Genomic DNA, 15,538 nt, shown 5'->3' on the forward strand with positions numbered 1-15,538 from the left:
GCCTTTGGACTGGGCACGCTGCCGCTGCTGTTTCTGGCGCAGACGCAGCTGCATATGCTGGGGGGGCGCCTCCAGCCTGCCACGATGCGGAAGGTGCAGCGGGGACTGGCGCTGGTGACGGCGGTGATTCTGGCGTGGAGGCTGAGGGATACGCTGGACTTTGGAAGCAGTGAGGCGGCGAGCTGCTGCCATGCGATGAACTGATTTTTTGAATTCTATGAACACAACCTGCCAGCACTGCGGGACACCGGTTCCGGCCACGCGAAGCGACGGCTTCTGCTGCGCGGGCTGCCGCTCTGTGCATGACATGCTGCAACAAAATGGACTGGAACATTTTTATGATCTCAAGTCCGGGCTGAACCTGCCGCCTGTCCCTGCGCAGGCCATGCGGCAGCAGGACTATGGCTGGCTGGAAACCGCCACGCTGGCCGCCGAAGCCACGCGGGTGAGTGAGGATGTGGCGGCTGAACTGAGCGTGTCTGTGCAGGGGCTTTCGTGCATGGCGTGCATCTGGCTCATTGAGCGGGTGTTTGACAAACTGGGTGGCACACAGATCCAAGTGGACATCTCCAGCGGTGAACTGCGCATGGCCTGGCAGCCGGGGAAGTTTCAGCCGGTGGAGTTTGCGCGTGAGCTGCAGCGCTTTGGCTACCTGCTGGGCATGCAGCGTGCCGAGGGTGGGCAGACCCGTGACAACACTCTGGAGCGCCGTACCGGTGTGTGCGGTGCGTTTGCGATGAATGCGATGGCGTTCTCGCTGCCTGCGTATTTTGGCATGCCGGCGGACTTTCCCTTTGCGCACTGGTTTGACCTGGTGGCGGCGGCATCGGCCACGCTGGCGCTGCTGGTGGGTGGCAGCTACTTCGCGCAGCGTGCGTGGCATGCGCTGCGTGCTGGGGTGCTGCACATTGATACGCCGATCACTCTCGGGATTCTGGCGGCGTATGCGGGATCGCTCATCGGCTGGATGAGCGGTGAGCCGGGGCTGAAGTACTTCGATTTTGTGGCGATGTTCATCTTTCTGATGCTGGGCGGCAGGCTGGTGCAGCAGATGGCCGTGGCGAGGAACCGCCGCAGGCTGCTGCGTGATCCCTCCATTCCTGAGGCGGAGATGCTGGACGCTCTGCAAGCGGGTGCGACCTTCACCGTGAAGCCGGGGCAGGCCGTGCCGGTGGCCGCGAAACTGACCGATGAGCATGCGAGCATCAGCCTGGAGTGGATCAGCGGAGAGAGCGACTCCTGCACGCGGAGCAGCGGGCAGCTGCTGCCATCAGGCGCGTTGAACGCGGGTACGCGGGCGCTGAATGCGGTGGCGCTGGAGTCGTGGAACGAATCGACGCTGCACAAGCTGCTGGAGGCGCGCCGTGGTGGGGAGCACCGGGATCTGCGGCTGGAAAAACTGCTGCGTGGTTATTTGGTGGTGGTGGTGCTGGCGGGCGTGGTCGGCGGACTTTGGTGGTGGTGGCACACGGGTGAATGGGCGCGGGGGCTGCAGGTGATGATTTCGGTGTTTGTGGTGTCCTGCCCGTGCGCGCTGGGTGTGGCGGCGCCGCTGGCGGATGACATCGCGGCAAGCCGTGCGGCGGACCAGGGTGTCTTTGTACGCACGCTGGGGCTGTGGAAGAAGCTGACGCGGCTGCGCCAGGTGGTGTTTGACAAGACAGGGACGCTGACGCTGGAGAACCCGATGCTGATGAATGCTGCGGTGCTGGATGGACTGGATGAGAACTCACGCCAGATGCTGCGCCATCTCACGAGCGGCAATCTGCACCCGGTGAGCCGCAGCCTGTTTGACGCGCTGGGCGGGATGCCGGAGCAAGGCATGGACGCTGAGGTGACGGAAGTGCCCGGACAGGGGCTGCGCTGTGAGCATGAGGGCGAGGTGTGGGCGATCTCACGGCCGCAGGATGCGTCTGCGGATGCGATCTTCACGCGGGATGGAGTGACGCTCTGCGCTTTCCGCTTTCGTGATGCACTGCGTGCGGAATCTCTGGCGCAGGTGGAGGCGCTGCAGGCGCGCGGGCTGAGGGTGAGCATCCTCAGTGGTGACCGCGAGACCAAGGTGGCGGCGATCGCCGAGCAACTGCATCTTCAACCGGGGCAATGGCAGCACAGTCTGACGCCGGACGAAAAGGCGGCGTGGATCTCCGGGCATGAGCCGCAGGGCACGCTCTATATTGGTGACGGCGCGAATGACAGCCTGGCGTTTGACGCGGCGGCGTGTGCGGGCAGTCCGGTGACGGGGCGCAGCTTTCTGGAGCACAAGGCGGACTTCTATTTCCTGGGACACAGCATGCGCTTCATGAGCAGCCTGCTGGACATCGCTGCGACGCATCGCCGGGCGGTGCATGCGGTCTTCGGGTTTTCGGTGACGTATAATATTGTCACGGTGATCGTGGGACTGATGGGGCATCTGAGTCCGCTGCTGGCGGCGATTCTAATGCCGCTGAGTTCGCTGGCGACGCTGTCGCTGGTGGCGCTGGTGTTTCGGCGTGGCGGGAGCGCCGGGGTGAGGAAGTATGTGGAGCCGGAGGTGGGAGCTGGGGAAGCGTGTGTGACGGCGTGCTGAGAGGGGGGCGTTGTAGAAAACTTGGGGGTATCCTTTGCTGGCGAAGGGGGGCTTTGACCCCTCACCCCGGCCCTTTGACTCACTTCGTTCGCCCTTCGGGCTGCCTGAGGCAGTCTATCTCCGCTGCGCTCCGGTTCCCCGAAGAGAAATATGTGTTTCGTCGTGGCTCAGGGGCCGGGAGAGGGGGGGCTGCTTTGGGCTGCCTTGGCTGCAAAATGGTGTGTGCTAGATGAGATGCGGGAAGCGGCAGGGCTCGGGCGGATCATCGTCCTCTGCGTCTTCGAGGTGAGAGCGTGTTTTTTGCCAGAGTTTCAAGGTGCCGTCGTAGGCTGTTTTGACGCAGGTGTAGCATTCGGGGACTTCGGCGCAGCTGCCGTAGTAGGTGACGATGCGTGTGCCGAGGGGTTTTAGCTCAAGCTGCTGCTGCACGTGAAGGGTGTAGTCGTCGTAGAGCTGCGATTTCATCTCCACGTCGTGATCGATGCGCAGCATGGGGAGGATGTTTTCTTCGAAGGGATTGAAGAGGTAGAAGGCATCGAAGGCGTCAAAGGAGACTGTGGTGATGTTGCCGTGAACGATTTCAGCCCGAGTGATGCGGAGGCGCTCCATGAGCTCGCGTGCAGCTTTGACGAGCCTGGTGCGCTGCTCCACGCCGGTGAAGTGGCCGAGGGTGGATGAGGCGCCGATGGCGCAGAATTTTCCGGGGCCGCAGCCGATGTCCAGCACGCGGGTGCCGGGCTTTTCGACGAGCATCTGTGCGGCCATCTGGCAGACATCCATGGGGGTCCAGTGGCAGGCGGACTGTTCGCGGATGTGATCGGGATAGTGCTGGTCGAATTCGTGATCTCTGAAGGCGGTGAGGAATTCGGTGTCGGACTCGATGGGGGGAGTCGAGGCTTGTGGGTAGAAGCGGGCGGGCATGATGGGGTGTCAGAGCGCCAATGCGGCGAACTGAGTGGTGTGACCGTGCCGATCAAGGGGGCGGGGGCGAGAGATTATTTCGCCTGAGCATGATGGACGCTTTGGTCTGTGGATGCCGGAAGGAACGGAGACGGTGCCGGAGCTGGAAGGTGAGGCTGCTGAGGGATGGTGGGGGACGCTGGCCGACAGACTGGGATGTCTGTCGTACTTTATGGCTTCCACCAGGCGTCGAGCTTTGAGCTCAGGGCATTCACTTTGTCTGCGTTTTCGGCTGCGAGGTTTTTCTCTTCGGTGGGATCGGCTTTGAGGTCGTAGAGTTCGACGACGTCATCGGGTTGGTTGGCCTTGTGGGGGACGATGAGCTTGTCGTGGCCGTAGATGATCCAGCGCCAGCGGAGGCTGGCGGCGGGGACATTGAGATCGACGAAGTTGTGGGTGAAGCATTCGCCGTAGAGGGTTTTGCGGGCGGTGACGGCGGAGGAGTCGAGGAGGTCGATGCCGGGGAAGGTTTTAGCGGGCTGGATGCCGACGGCCTTGAGGAGGGTGGGAACGAGATCGATGGACTGAGCGAGGTCTTCGGACATTTTTGGCTGCACGTGGCCGGGCCAGCGGATCATGATGGGGGTGCGCAGGCCGCCGTCGTACTGGCTTTGTTTTGACTTGTCAGCGTAGCGGCCGGTTTTGGGGTTGGTGATCCAGCCGTTGTCGCTGAGGTAGAGGAAGATGGTGTTTTCCTTCATGCCATTGTCGTCGATGTGCTTGATGAGCTCGCCGCAGGTTTCGTCGAACCAGTCCACCATGGCCCAGTATTTGGCGACATGCTCGCTGGGGGCCTTGTCCTTGTATTTCTGCAGGAGGCGCTTGGGTGGCGTGTGGGGATCGTGCGGCATCATGGGGGCATACCAGACGAAGAAGGGCTTTTGCTGCTGCTTCGCTTCGCTGATGAAATCATAGATGGGCTGCATGGTCTTGCGGCCGATGTCGAGGCCGGCATCTCCATGGCGGCCGCCGTGGGTCATGCCATGGGTGAAGCCGCCGCGCTCGTAGCTCTTCTGCCACCATTTGCCGGTTTGCAGGCTGAGGTAGCCTTTTTGCTTGAGCATGGTGGGCAGGGTGCCGGCTTCTTCGAGGTGCTTGCTGATCACTTCGCGACCGGCGTCAAACTGCGGACTGGTTTGAAACTCGCGGGGTTTCATGCCGGCGGGAATGGGGGGATCGTTGCTGGTGACTTTGTGCTGGTGCGGATAGAGGCCGGTGATCAGCGAGGCGAGGCTGGGGCAGCAGAGGCTGCAGGGGACGTAGCCACGGGTGAAGGTGAGGCTTTCTTTGGCGAGGCGGTCGAGATTTGGGGTCTGGATGACGGGGTGGCCCATGAAGCCGTAGTCGCTGTACAAATGATCGTCCGAGATGATCATGACGATGTTTGGCGGTGCATCAGCGGCGGAGAGCAGGCAGGGGAGGGCGAGCAGTGAGAGGAAGAGGCGGCGGATCATGGGCGCATGAGAACGAAGGGGCTGCGGGGCATCTTGCCGGGCAAATTGCTCGCAATTGCAGGCTGGAGGCAATCCAGACTTGCGCATGAGCGAGGGAACGACAGCCTAGGGGGATGATTCGGAAACGCTTTCGGCGTGTGGTGCCGGCGCTCAGCATCTGCCTTTTTTCACTGACCTCCTGCAAAATGCACGTGGGCTCGTTTGCCTACAGAGCCATGCACAGTGTGTCCAAGCCACTGACTTCGGAACCGCTGGACTACCTGCCGTTTCCGGATCTCAAGCAGTGGGCGGCCCTGCCGGGACCGATGCTGGAAGTGCAGGGTGGCAAGGCGATCCCGCGCAGCCTTTTTATCCGTGATGAGGAGCTGCCGAAGGGATCGCCGAAGGCCAAGAGGCCGAGCTCGGGGCTGACAGGGAGGGCGGGGGATCTGATGGGGATGGTGACTTCGCTGCTGGCGATCGCGGCGGGATCGACTTCGGATGACAAGCTGGGGTCGATCGACGACACGCGGCGGCAGCTGGCGGTGAATGAATTTCCCTTTGTGCTGCTGCAGGGGGCGGATCTTGTTTATGTGAAGGCGGAGAAGCAGATGTGGCCGCGTCTTGCGCGTGCTGACAAGTGGAGCAAAATCACGGTGATCACGAAGGACGGCACGTTCTTTGGCATCGCGCAGCGCATTCATTTTCGCAGTTCAACCTCGGAGGTGGTGCTGGAGGGGGACCCGACGGTGCAGTCCGGGCAGCAGCACATCAAGGGAGCGAAGGCGGACGCGGTCATGGTTTTGGATTTTGCGAAGCGCCGTGTGCTGGTGAACGGGCCGGTGGTGGAGAAGAAGCTGTTTCGGTGAGCGGGGAGGGGGCGTCTCAGAGTGAGCTGAAGCTCACGAGTACTTTGGTGTTCTGGCGCAAGCCCGGGCCTTCATGCGACGTTTTCTTCGGATATGGATCCTCTTCTCGAATATCACCGCCAGCAAACGCGTCGGCAGTTTTTTGGCCAGACAGGCTTGCGTTTGGGTGGTGTGGCGCTGGCGGGCATGATGGGAGAGTCGTTTGCGAGCGGGGCTTCCAGCCTGGTGCAACCGGCGCTGCCCGGACTGCCGCACTTTGCGCCGAAGGCCAAGCGGCTGATCTATCTGCACATGAATGGGGCGCCTTCGCAGCTGGATCTGTGGGATCACAAGCCGCAGTTGCAGCAGCATTTTGACAAGGATTTGCCGGACAGCATCCGCAACGGGCAGCGCATCACGACGATGACGAGCGGGCAGGCGCGGTTTCCGGTGGCGCCGAGCATGTTCAAGTTCACGCAGCACGGGCAGTGCGGGCGGTTTGTGAGCGAGCTGCTGCCGCATACGGCGAAGATCGTGGATGAGATTGCGGTGATCAAAAGCGTGCACACGAGCGCGATCAATCATGACCCGGCCTGCACGTTTGTGATGACGGGCAGCGAGGTGCCGGGGAAGCCGAGCATTGGCTCGTGGCTGGGGTATGGGCTGGGCAGCGAGAGCAATGACCTGCCGTCGTTTGTGGTGTTTACGCCGACGTTTCCTGCGGCTAGCCAGGCGCAGGCTTTGTTTACGCGGATGTGGAGCAGTGGTTTCCTGCCGACGAAGTATACGGGGGTGGCGCTGCGGGGGCAGGGGGATCCGGTGCTGTATGTGAAGAATCCGCCGGGGGTGGATGGAAGTGACAGGCGGACGATGCTGGATGCGCTGAACAAGCTGAACACGATCAATCATGACCGCATTGGCGATCCGGAGATTCAGACGCGCATCGCCCAGTATGAGATGGCGTTCCGGATGCAGACGAGTGTGCCGGAGCTGACGGATCTGAGCAAGGAGAGCAAGGCGACGCTGGAGATGTATGGGGACGATGTGAACCGCAGCGGCAGCTTTACGCACAGCGCCATCATGGCGCGGAGGCTCATCGAGCGGGGCACGCGGGTGGTGCAGATTTTGCATCGCGGCTGGGACCAGCACAGCAATCTGCCGAAGCTGCTGCGTGGTCAGGTGGAGGACACCGAGCGTGCTTGCGCGGCGCTGATCATGGATTTGAAACAACGCGGGTTGTTGCAGGACACGCTGGTGGTTTGGGGCGGGGAGTTTGGACGTACGGTGTATTCACAGGGTACGCTGACGAAGGAAAACTATGGGCGTGACCACCATCCGCGCTGCTTCACCATGTGGATGGCCGGTGGTGGCATCAAAGGCGGTGTGGAACACGGCGAGACGGATGACTTTAGCTATAACGTGGCCAAAGACCCGGTGCACATCAATGATCTCAACGCGACGATTCTGCACCTCATGGGCATTGATCACCGCAAGTTCAGCTTCAAGTTCCAGGGACTGGACCAGAGGCTCACGGGAGTGGAGGAGCACAGTCCGGTGAAGGCGGTGCTGGCTTAGAGCTAGGGCGTACTGTGATTGATTTCCACCGTTACGGAGCGGTGGTCGGAGCCGGTTTCGGGGCCGAGGGTGCGCTTTTGGACGGTGAGGCCGCGTTTTGTGAGGACGTGGTCGATGGGGATCATCATGGGCAGATTCAGGCCCCAGGTGGGGGGCCAGACGGGATCGACGGAACGGAAGTCCAGGCCGCTGTTTTCGCGGAGGAGGCGCATGCCTTCGCACCAGGGGGTGGCGTTGAGATCGCCGGCGACGATGACTTCGCCGGTGAGGCCAGCGACGAGAGTGGCGATGCCTGACAACTGCTCGCGCCATTCATGCGCCCTCTGGGCGCTCATCGGCGAGTTGGGGTGGGTGCCGATGAAGGTGAGCGGTCTGCCGAGGTGATCGAGATTGAGCACGAGGGTGGGCAGCCGCCAGATGGTGAAAAGGCGGACTTCGGAGCTCTTCATGGGCAGCCGGGTGTAGCAGGCGATGCCAAAATGGACCTCGCTCAGCTCTTCCAGGTGATGGGGGTATTTGATGCGAAGGGGTTCCAAGGCTGCGCGCCAGGATTCATCGACTTCCTGCAGGCAGACGATGTCCGCGTCGGTTTGCATCACGTGGGTGATGGCGGCCGACTGGTTTTTGTTTTCCGTCAGGACATTGAAGGTCATGACGCGGAGGGGTTTCTCGCCGGGGAAGGGCGTCAGCTCGGCCGTTTGATGGAAGGCGTGGATGATCTGGGCATTCCAGAGCAGGGAGATGAGCGAGATGAGCACCAGCCAGGTGCGACGGCGAATCAACGCGTAGATCAGCACGAGGGCGCAGACGATCACGTACTGGAGCCGGAAGTGTGAAAGGAGATCAAAAAACCAGCCATAGCGGCCGAGGCTGCCGAGCCAGGTGCAGGAGAGGGCCAAAAGGGAGATGACATCACAAATCCCGCCCAGTGTGACGGCTTTTTTGACAGGGATAGGTTTGTCGGCTGGCGGCGCGTCGTCACTCATCGGCAATGAGGGAGAATAAGCATGCAGGGGCGAGCATGCACCTTCTTCTTGCGCGGCGGTGCATGCCGTTCATGGATGCAGGCATGGGTAAACTTCAAGACAAGATCGCAGTCGTCACCGGTGCCGGACGTGGCATTGGCAAAGCCATCGCTGAAACTTTTGCCGCCGAGGGCGCGAAAGTGGCCGTCGTCAGCCGCACACTGGCCAATGCGCAAAGCGCTGCGGATGCCATCAACGCCACCCATCCCGATGCTGCGAAGGCTTATGCGCTGGACGTGGCCGATGGGGCAGCCTGTGCCGAAGTGGGCAAGCAGATCCTGGCGGACTATGATCACGTGGACATTCTGGTGAACAACGCCGGTGTCACCAAGGACGGCCTGCTGCTGCGCATGAGCGAGGAAGACTGGGACGTGGTGCTGGACACCAATTTGAAGGGCGCTTTCAACATGGTGAAGGCGTTTCAGCGCAGCATCCTGAAGCAAAAAGGGGCGCGCATCATCAACATCAGTTCTGTGATCGGCCTGATCGGCAATGCGGGGCAGGCGAACTACGCGGCGAGCAAGGCGGGACTCATTGGATTCACGAAGTCTCTGGCGCGCGAGTTTGCTGGTCGTGGTGTTACGGCGAACTGCATCTGCCCTGGGTTCATCGCCACGGACATGACGCATGTGCTCAATGACGCGGTGAAGGGTGAGATTTTGAAGAAGATCCCGCTCGGTGATCTCGGTGCCGGTGAAGACATCGCTGAAGCCGTTCTTTTCCTCGCCAGCCCGGCGGCCCGTTATATCACGGGGCAGGTGCTGGCCGTGGATGGCGGGATGGTGATGTGAGCTGGATGCTGAGGGGGCGTCTTGTGCCTTTCCGGGGCCGTGAGGACGGCGCACCTTTTTTGTGCCTGCGACGTGACAGACCCGAGACTTCGGACCCGGCGCAGCGGGTCCCTACCAGGTCTGTGGCACGCGGGGCGGTGGGGAGCCAACGAGGGGTGAACTTCGTGCTTCCGTCGATCTCGCCTCGTCTTCGCAGTCGCGGATCGTTCTGTTTGCGGGACGCGGTGTGAGGGACTTGCTTGGAGCGGGTGGCACCGGCTGCGGAATAAATTCCGCGCTCCGAAGAGTTGGCGCGCTGCTTTTGCGGCGCTGAGGTTTGACGCGGAACTTAGGTTTTGTCTCCGAAGATCATGGCGATGATGCTCACGGAATTGAAGATGGAGTGAAGGATCATCGGCACGAGGAGGCAGCCGGTGATTTCGTAGGCGAGGCAGAAGAGGACTGCGAGCATCCACAGGGGCAGGAGGCTGCCGACGTGCATGTGGATGATGGCGAACATGAGGGATGAACTCAGCGCCGCGAACGGGGCATCGGTGTAGCGTTTGAGGACGCCATAGACGAAGCCGCGAAAGAGGGTCTCCTCCGCCAGGGGGGCGATCACCACGGCCAGGAAGATGACGAGGAATTTGAAGCCGATGCCGTCAGATTTCTGGAAGGCTTGGACGGTTTCCTGGGGCTGGAGGTCCGTCCAGAAGTTCTGCAACCACGTCACCGTGACGGCTGAAACCACATTCACGGAGATCAAGATGATGATGGTGAAGATTCCCAGTGTCACCGCCAGCGAGCGCCAGTGCAGATTCTGCAGGCCAAAGAGTTCGGCGGGATTCAGACCGCGAGCCTGATAGAGGTAGAGCAGAAGCCCCGCGCAGACGGTGAGATGGAACAGCATGCCGAGGACCAGACTGCTGTCGTTGACCGTATCACCCCCGGTCTGGCCTGACTCATGGGGCTGCATGGAGAGGATGAAAAGCAGGCCGATGCCGGCCAGCACGAGCAAATCCAGTGCGCCGTAGGGACGCGAGAGCACGGAGCCTTCATGGTTCCAAGAGACTTCGGGACGCGCGTGCCGAAGCAGCCAGTAACTGACCAGCGCCATGGCGGTGGCGATGCTGACAAAGACGGACAGATCGTGCAGGACGCCGAATGAATGCACATCCAGCATGATCAGTGGGCGTAGCTGGGAGGAAGATAATAGGGAACGCCAGGCAGCAGCTTGGGCAGCAGGCCGCTGCTCAGATCCAGCTGCACCTTGGCGGGTGGTGTTCCTGCTTTGGCGGAGGCCGCGCCAAACACATCGAAGAAACTGACATCGTGACGATACTTTACGACGCCTGCATCTGCGGCTTTGCCGAGGGTGCGAGCCAGAGCGTAGGCATCCTCCACGTAACCGATTTGATCCACGAGCTTGGCGGCGAGGGCTTCACGACCTGTCACCACGCGGCCGTCAGCCACGGTGCTCTTGAGCTGTTCTTTAGGCACGCCGCGTGCCTCGGAGACGATGCCGAGGAAGCGATCATACATCTGCATCACGAGATTCTGCACGTAGGCCTTTTCGTCTTCACGCATGGGGCGTGCGCCGCTGAGGGAGTCCTTGAAGGCGCCGCTGGTGAAGGCGGTCATGGAGAGGCCGACTTTGCCGAAGAGTTCGCTGTAGTTCATGGTCTCGATGATCACGCCGATGCTGGCGGTGAGGGTGGTTTCACTGGCGACGATCTTGGTGGCGCCGCAGGCGACGTAGTAGCCGCCGGAAGCCGCCATGGAGTCCATGTAAACGACGACAGGCTTTACCTTGGCGGCTTTCTTCACCGCATTGTAGATGATGTCCGAGGCGGTGACCTCACCACCGGGGGAGTTCACGCGCAGCACGATGGCTTTCACGTGGGTGTCCGCGACGGCCTGCTCCAGCGAGTTTTTGATCGACTCCACACTGGGCATGGCTTCGGCAAAAAGGCCGCCCACAGACATGGAGGAAATGACGCCTTCGAGGTCGATGTGGACGATCTTGTCGTGCGAGGACTGCTTGGGGGACTCGACCGTGGATTCATGCAGATGGCGCTTGGGCCGTGCGGCAGAAAAGCTGGTGTCAGCGCCGACATCGAGGTCCAGCTTGCCGAGGAACTGGCCGACATTCAGGCCGAGACTCACGATGAGTCCGAGCAGCAGCAGGGCGATCAGGCATCCATAAGATTTATTGCTCATAAGGCTGGAAGCTAAGCGGCGGGTGGTGACTTGCCAAGCCCTTCGCACCGCAATTTAGCGGGCTGATTCAGCAGGTGAGGATGTCTTGCAGCAGCCATTCACAAAACTCATTTTTCCATTTCACGGGCATTGTGCTGTAGAGGGCTGCAAGGACGGCGGACCTTTTTGGATTGCTTACGGATGAGGCAGACCCGGAAACTGGGACGCGCGCAACGCGTCCCTACCAGCCCTGGGGCAGCGCGGCAGGAAGGGGGACGGAGATCGGTATGCGCAATACGTTCTGTTTGCGAATCAAGCAACCGAGAGGCAAACACGCGGACGCGCGGCGCGGGGATTATTTGAACAAACCTTTGAGGCCCTTGAAGGTGTTGATCAGGTCCTTGGCTTTGTCTTCGATGTCGTTTCCGAGCAGGCTTTCGAGTTTTACCTGGAGGTCGGGTTTGACCTCGGGGTGAGAGAGAGAGCCGGTGATGGTGAGATCGAAGGTGAGGCGGCCACGGCTGTCGGAAAGGCCCTCTACTATGAGCTTTGAGAGGGTGCGGTTGATGCCGCGGCTGGCAATGCCCTGCATCAGGCTTTGCTTCATGGCATCGCCACAGGAGAGGCGGGTGAGCATGCCCTGCTGGTCTTTGGCGAAGTCCATCCAGGAGTCACGCTTGATGGTGTATTCGTAGTCAGGGAGAGCAAACTGCGTGTCGTCCAGGAAGCGCATGGACTGCTGACGGTAGAGGATGTGGGCGTGGACGTCCTGCGCGAGCATGCCGCCGATGCGGACGGCGCTGAGATCGATGCCGTATTTCATGAGCTTGTCGAGGTGCTGGCCGGCGGTCTCGCCGATGGTCATGTTTCCCCCGATGGAGGAGCCGCGGTCGATGATGAGGTTCAGATCCGCCGCAGGGGACCACATGCGTGTGGCGGGATCGACGGGATTGACATCGCCTTCGCCATGGAGGGTCATGTCGGCAAAGCGCACCTGCCGGGATTGACCGCCGATTTTGGCGACGCCCTCCACCACGGCCTTGGCGGCGAGGCGGACGTGGAGGCGGTTGTGGGCGGTGAGGTCTTCGGGGTCGATGTCGATGTCGGTGAGCGCGAGGCTGAAGTCGCTGATGTCGGCTTTGAACTGAGAGTCGACGCCTTGATTGCTGACGCGGAAATGTGCCTGCTCGATGCTGATTTCCTGAAGGGACAGACGTTCGGCGCTGGGCTGGGGCGGGGGGGGCTGTTCCGAGACTGGAGGAGTGGTCAAAGCGGGGGCGGGCTGTCCGGGCGAAGGCACTGCGGCCACGGGCGGTGACTGGACCGGGATGGCGCGAGGCACTTCCTGCTGCTGCATCTGCGCCAGCTTCTCCGGAGGTGGCTGGAAGAGCTTTTGGAGAGAGCTGCCGTCTTGAGGGCTGACGGTTTCAGTGACGTCCAGGCCGATGATGCGCAGGATGCGCGGATAAAAATGGCGGTGCCACAGGCCTTCGGGGACCAATTCCAGATAGGCCATTTGGATACTCACCGGTGCGTGCTGCATGGGCGGGCGTGCGGCGACGGGGGTGCCTGCGTATTGATCGCGCGGGCCGATTTTGATTCCCGAGAGGCGGAGGCTGGGGGGCCAGGAGAGGATGGAGAGGTTCACGTCATCCAGTTGGACGCGGGCGTTGATGTTCTTTTCCGTTTCGAGCGTGAGGCGCTCCTGGTTCACATAGCTGCGCAGCCACCAGACGCCGCCCAGAGGGGCCGCCAAGGCGAGCAGTACGCCGAGACCGAAAAGGACAAGGAGGATGCGGGTGAACTTCTTCATAGGGGTGAGCATAATCAGTCCTGTGAGATTTGAAATTTGAGATTTGAAATTTGAATTGGCGAATTCCGGCTATTGTCGTCACCCCCTGTTTTAACTCGTTCTGAGCGGGCAGGATTGCCCGCACTACTCCTTCTCATTATGTCCATTCGCGTTCGCTTTGCTCCTTCTCCCACTGGTGATCTTCATGTCGGAGGCGCCCGTACGGCTTTGTTTAACTGGCTCATGGCCCGCAAGAGCGGCGGCACCTTCATCCTGCGGGTGGAAGACACGGACGGCGCGCGCAACACGGCGGAAGCCGCGGCTGGCATCATCAAAGGCATGCGCTGGCTGGGGCTGGACTGGGACGAAGGCCCGGAGGTGGGCGGTGACTGCGGCCCGTATTTCCAGAGCCAGCGCAAGGACATCTATGACGCGTATTTCAAGAAGCTGGAGGACGCCGGGCGCGTGTATGCCGAGCCCGATGGTGCGATGCGTTTCAAATTCAGCCGCACGGCCATCACGGTGCATGACCTGGTGTGTGGGGATGTGACCTTCGCCCCGACGGAGGAGCCGGACATGACGATCCGCCGCCCGGACGGCAGCTACATCTTTCACTTTGTGAACGTGGTGGATGACATCGAGATGCGGATGACGCACGTGCTGCGTGGTGAGGACCATCTTTCCAACACCTGGAAGCACATTGATCTTTTCAACGCCTTTGGGGCCACGCCGCCGACCTATGCGCACATCCCGCTGATCCTGAATCCGGATGGCAGCAAGATGAGCAAGCGTGATGAAGGCAGCGCGATCGAGCACAGCTACATGAACGCGGGTTTCCTGCCTGCGGCGGTGTTCAACTACCTGTGCATGCTGGGCTGGACGCCGAAGGCGGAGAGCGAAAAGCTCAGCCGCGAGGAGCTGACGGCGCTGTTTGATGCGGGGGCGATTCACAGCAGCAATGCGAAGTTTGATCTCAAGAAGGCGCTGTGGTTCAACGCGCAGTACCTGCGTGAGCTGAGCCCTGAAGCGCTGCTGGAAAACGGTCGTCGCTTTTTAAGCGCGGCTGGTCTGACGTGGGAAGATGACGCGATGGCTGCTGCGGCTGTGCACAGCGTGCGTGAGAAGGTGAGCCTGCTGACGGAACTGCCGGAGTGGGTGCATTACTTCTTCCGCGAGGACTATCCCTTTGAGGCGGATGTGGTGACGAAGCTCAAGGCGAAGCCTGAGAATGCGGGGCTGCTGAAGGCTGCGAGTGAGCAGCTGGCGCTGGCTGCGGAGTGGACCGAGCAGGGCGTGCACGATGCGGTGGAAGCGGCGGCGAAGACACTGAGTGTGAAGCCGGGAGCGATGATGCCGCTGCTGCGCTTTGCGCTGAGCGGGCAGTCACGCGGGCCGGGGGTGACGACGATTGCGCATTTGATCGGGAAAGAGAAGACGACTGCGCGGATTCAGTGGGCGCTGGGAGAGGTGATGGGGGCGTGAATTCGTCTTGTTACTTCCTCAATTTGATGAGAGTTTTTTCGAGCCTTTGGCCTATGGCAGGTAATTTCATTGCTGGAAGTGGACATGCATCGCAATACCGGGATCAAAGACATTCCGCCGCACTTTTACTGGGGCTCTTTGGAGCTCGATTATTCGACCGCCATCGCAGCGAACGTAGCACTTCAAAACTGCACTGTCATGCCGCGCCGGTGGTATGTGGATGCCCGCTTTCGTTGTGCCGACTGCGGGAACGAGTTCCTCTGGTCGGCCAAGGAGCAGCAGGTCTGGTTTGAGACTTACAAATTCTTCGTCGATTCACTGAAAACCCGCTGTGATGAGTGTTGTTTGAGACGGAGCGAAGTACTACACCTTCGCCAGGAGTATGACGCCCTCATTGGTGAAGCCCGCTCACAAGGAAGCGTTGAGCAGAAGGAGCGCATCTTGGAGATCTTGGAAAAATTGGAAAGTTCCTGTGGCCCTCTTCCTGACAAGATGTGCGAGACCCGTGAACTTTTTTGCAAGCAGTTGATGAAATTGAACGGTGCATCTGAACATTGAGTTCACACGATTACACACTCCCCAGCCCACTGAGCATAGGACTTGGCCACCTGCTCGGGCCTTAGGGCGACGATTTCAGGGACGTCGTAGGGGTGGAGTTCTTGGAGGCGGGACTCGAAGAGGGGCCAGGCGGCGGGGGTGGTTTTGAAGATGGCGAGGACCTCGGCGGAGGTTTCGACTTTGCCCTGCCAGCGGTAGATGGATTCGATGGCGGGGATGAGATTCACGCAGGCGGCGAGTTGCGATTCCACCAGCACCGTGGCAGTCTCGCGGGCTTTCCCGAGGTCGGGGAAGGTGCATAGGACAATCAAGAGGTCGTTCATTTAC

At 60.9% G+C, this 15,538-nt stretch carries 13 protein-coding genes and 1 pseudogene; 7 read left to right on the forward strand and 7 right to left on the reverse strand.

Features of this window, described 5'->3' with window-relative positions; all coding sequences use genetic code 11:
• Positions 1-204, forward strand: a pseudogene (locus ACILSL_RS05855) (sulfite exporter TauE/SafE family protein); the annotation flags it as partial.
• Positions 205-217: 13 nt separating this feature from the next.
• Positions 218-2,569, forward strand: coding sequence for a heavy metal translocating P-type ATPase metal-binding domain-containing protein (locus ACILSL_RS05860; RefSeq protein ID WP_395731064.1), 2,352 nt, complete (start codon positions 218-220; stop codon positions 2,567-2,569).
• Positions 2,570-2,794: 225 nt separating this feature from the next.
• Here the strand turns inward: ACILSL_RS05860 and ACILSL_RS05865 are convergent, their stop codons facing one another.
• Both ACILSL_RS05865 and ACILSL_RS05870 read right to left on the reverse strand, forming a co-directional pair.
• Complete coding sequence (locus tag ACILSL_RS05865) at positions 2,795-3,490, reverse strand: class I SAM-dependent methyltransferase (RefSeq protein ID WP_395731065.1); 696 nt, start codon at positions 3,488-3,490, stop codon at positions 2,795-2,797.
• Positions 3,491-3,699: 209 nt separating this feature from the next.
• A complete protein-coding gene (locus ACILSL_RS05870) occupies positions 3,700-4,983 on the reverse strand; it encodes a sulfatase (RefSeq protein WP_395731066.1) in 1,284 nt (427 codons plus the stop codon).
• Positions 4,984-5,198: 215 nt separating this feature from the next.
• Between ACILSL_RS05870 and ACILSL_RS05875 the strand changes: the two genes are divergently transcribed.
• Both ACILSL_RS05875 and ACILSL_RS05880 read left to right on the forward strand, forming a co-directional pair.
• Positions 5,199-5,831: a hypothetical protein gene (locus ACILSL_RS05875; protein WP_395731067.1), complete on the forward strand. Its 633-nt coding sequence runs from the start codon at positions 5,199-5,201 to the stop codon at positions 5,829-5,831.
• Positions 5,832-5,924: 93 nt separating this feature from the next.
• Positions 5,925-7,385 (forward strand): DUF1501 domain-containing protein, encoded by a 1,461-nt coding sequence (locus ACILSL_RS05880; RefSeq protein ID WP_395731068.1) that lies wholly within the window; start codon positions 5,925-5,927, stop codon positions 7,383-7,385.
• A gap of 2 nt (positions 7,386-7,387) precedes the next feature.
• Here the strand turns inward: ACILSL_RS05880 and ACILSL_RS05885 are convergent, their stop codons facing one another.
• On the reverse strand, positions 7,388-8,371 hold the full coding sequence (locus tag ACILSL_RS05885; RefSeq protein WP_395731069.1) for an endonuclease/exonuclease/phosphatase family protein: 984 nt from the start codon (positions 8,369-8,371) through the stop codon (positions 7,388-7,390).
• 83 nt (positions 8,372-8,454) lie between these two features.
• On the opposite strand from ACILSL_RS05885, the gene fabG reads away from it, so the two are divergent.
• The gene (fabG, locus tag ACILSL_RS05890; protein WP_395731197.1) at positions 8,455-9,201 is read left to right on the forward strand and encodes a 3-oxoacyl-[acyl-carrier-protein] reductase; all 747 of its coding nucleotides are present in this window, start codon (positions 8,455-8,457) and stop codon (positions 9,199-9,201) included.
• A gap of 328 nt (positions 9,202-9,529) precedes the next feature.
• Here fabG and ACILSL_RS05895 read toward each other — a convergent pair whose 3' ends face one another.
• The 3 genes from ACILSL_RS05895 to ACILSL_RS05905 all read right to left on the reverse strand — a co-directional run bounded on the left by ACILSL_RS05895 (position 9,530) and on the right by ACILSL_RS05905 (position 13,192).
• Positions 9,530-10,363 carry a lysostaphin resistance A-like protein gene (locus ACILSL_RS05895; RefSeq protein WP_395731070.1) on the reverse strand — a complete coding sequence of 278 codons (834 nt, stop codon included), beginning with the start codon at positions 10,361-10,363 and terminating at the stop codon, positions 9,530-9,532.
• Between the two features lie 2 nt (positions 10,364-10,365).
• Positions 10,366-11,400: a signal peptide peptidase SppA gene (gene sppA / locus ACILSL_RS05900; protein WP_395731071.1), complete on the reverse strand. Its 1,035-nt coding sequence runs from the start codon at positions 11,398-11,400 to the stop codon at positions 10,366-10,368.
• A gap of 334 nt (positions 11,401-11,734) precedes the next feature.
• Positions 11,735-13,192 (reverse strand): hypothetical protein, encoded by a 1,458-nt coding sequence (locus ACILSL_RS05905; protein WP_395731072.1) that lies wholly within the window; start codon positions 13,190-13,192, stop codon positions 11,735-11,737.
• A gap of 138 nt (positions 13,193-13,330) precedes the next feature.
• On the opposite strand from ACILSL_RS05905, the gene ACILSL_RS05910 reads away from it, so the two are divergent.
• Together ACILSL_RS05910 and ACILSL_RS05915 are read left to right on the forward strand one after the other, a co-directional pair.
• A complete protein-coding gene (locus ACILSL_RS05910; protein ID WP_395731073.1) occupies positions 13,331-14,653 on the forward strand; it encodes a glutamate--tRNA ligase in 1,323 nt (440 codons plus the stop codon).
• Between the two features lie 84 nt (positions 14,654-14,737).
• Positions 14,738-15,211 (forward strand): zinc-ribbon domain containing protein, encoded by a 474-nt coding sequence (locus tag ACILSL_RS05915; protein ID WP_395731074.1) that lies wholly within the window; start codon positions 14,738-14,740, stop codon positions 15,209-15,211.
• A 2-nt stretch (positions 15,212-15,213) separates the two neighbouring features.
• Here ACILSL_RS05915 and cutA read toward each other — a convergent pair whose 3' ends face one another.
• The gene (gene cutA / locus ACILSL_RS05920; protein WP_395731075.1) at positions 15,214-15,534 is read right to left on the reverse strand and encodes a divalent-cation tolerance protein CutA; all 321 of its coding nucleotides are present in this window, start codon (positions 15,532-15,534) and stop codon (positions 15,214-15,216) included.
• Between the last annotated feature and the right edge of the window lie 4 nt (positions 15,535-15,538).

The organism is Prosthecobacter sp. (assembly GCF_044222345.1).
Lineage (GTDB): Bacteria > Verrucomicrobiota > Verrucomicrobiia > Verrucomicrobiales > Verrucomicrobiaceae > Prosthecobacter.

What these genes read in the sequence shown, in the direction of transcription:
- ACILSL_RS05860 (WP_395731064.1), top strand. Translation starts at nt 218, where the DNA reads ATGAACACAACCTGCCAGCACTGCGGGACACCGGTTCCGGCCACGCGA.
- ACILSL_RS05865 (WP_395731065.1), bottom strand. Translation starts at nt 3,490, where the DNA reads ATGCCCGCCCGCTTCTACCCACAAGCCTCGACTCCCCCCATCGAGTCC.
- ACILSL_RS05870 (WP_395731066.1), bottom strand. Translation starts at nt 4,983, where the DNA reads ATGATCCGCCGCCTCTTCCTCTCACTGCTCGCCCTCCCCTGCCTGCTC.
- ACILSL_RS05875 (WP_395731067.1), top strand. Translation starts at nt 5,199, where the DNA reads ATGCACAGTGTGTCCAAGCCACTGACTTCGGAACCGCTGGACTACCTG.
- ACILSL_RS05880 (WP_395731068.1), top strand. Translation starts at nt 5,925, where the DNA reads ATGGATCCTCTTCTCGAATATCACCGCCAGCAAACGCGTCGGCAGTTT.
- ACILSL_RS05885 (WP_395731069.1), bottom strand. Translation starts at nt 8,371, where the DNA reads ATGAGTGACGACGCGCCGCCAGCCGACAAACCTATCCCTGTCAAAAAA.
- fabG (WP_395731197.1), top strand. Translation starts at nt 8,455, where the DNA reads ATGGGTAAACTTCAAGACAAGATCGCAGTCGTCACCGGTGCCGGACGT.
- ACILSL_RS05895 (WP_395731070.1), bottom strand. Translation starts at nt 10,363, where the DNA reads ATGCTGGATGTGCATTCATTCGGCGTCCTGCACGATCTGTCCGTCTTT.
- sppA (WP_395731071.1), bottom strand. Translation starts at nt 11,400, where the DNA reads ATGAGCAATAAATCTTATGGATGCCTGATCGCCCTGCTGCTGCTCGGA.
- ACILSL_RS05905 (WP_395731072.1), bottom strand. Translation starts at nt 13,192, where the DNA reads ATGAAGAAGTTCACCCGCATCCTCCTTGTCCTTTTCGGTCTCGGCGTA.
- ACILSL_RS05910 (WP_395731073.1), top strand. Translation starts at nt 13,331, where the DNA reads ATGTCCATTCGCGTTCGCTTTGCTCCTTCTCCCACTGGTGATCTTCAT.
- ACILSL_RS05915 (WP_395731074.1), top strand. Translation starts at nt 14,738, where the DNA reads ATGCATCGCAATACCGGGATCAAAGACATTCCGCCGCACTTTTACTGG.
- cutA (WP_395731075.1), bottom strand. Translation starts at nt 15,534, where the DNA reads ATGAACGACCTCTTGATTGTCCTATGCACCTTCCCCGACCTCGGGAAA.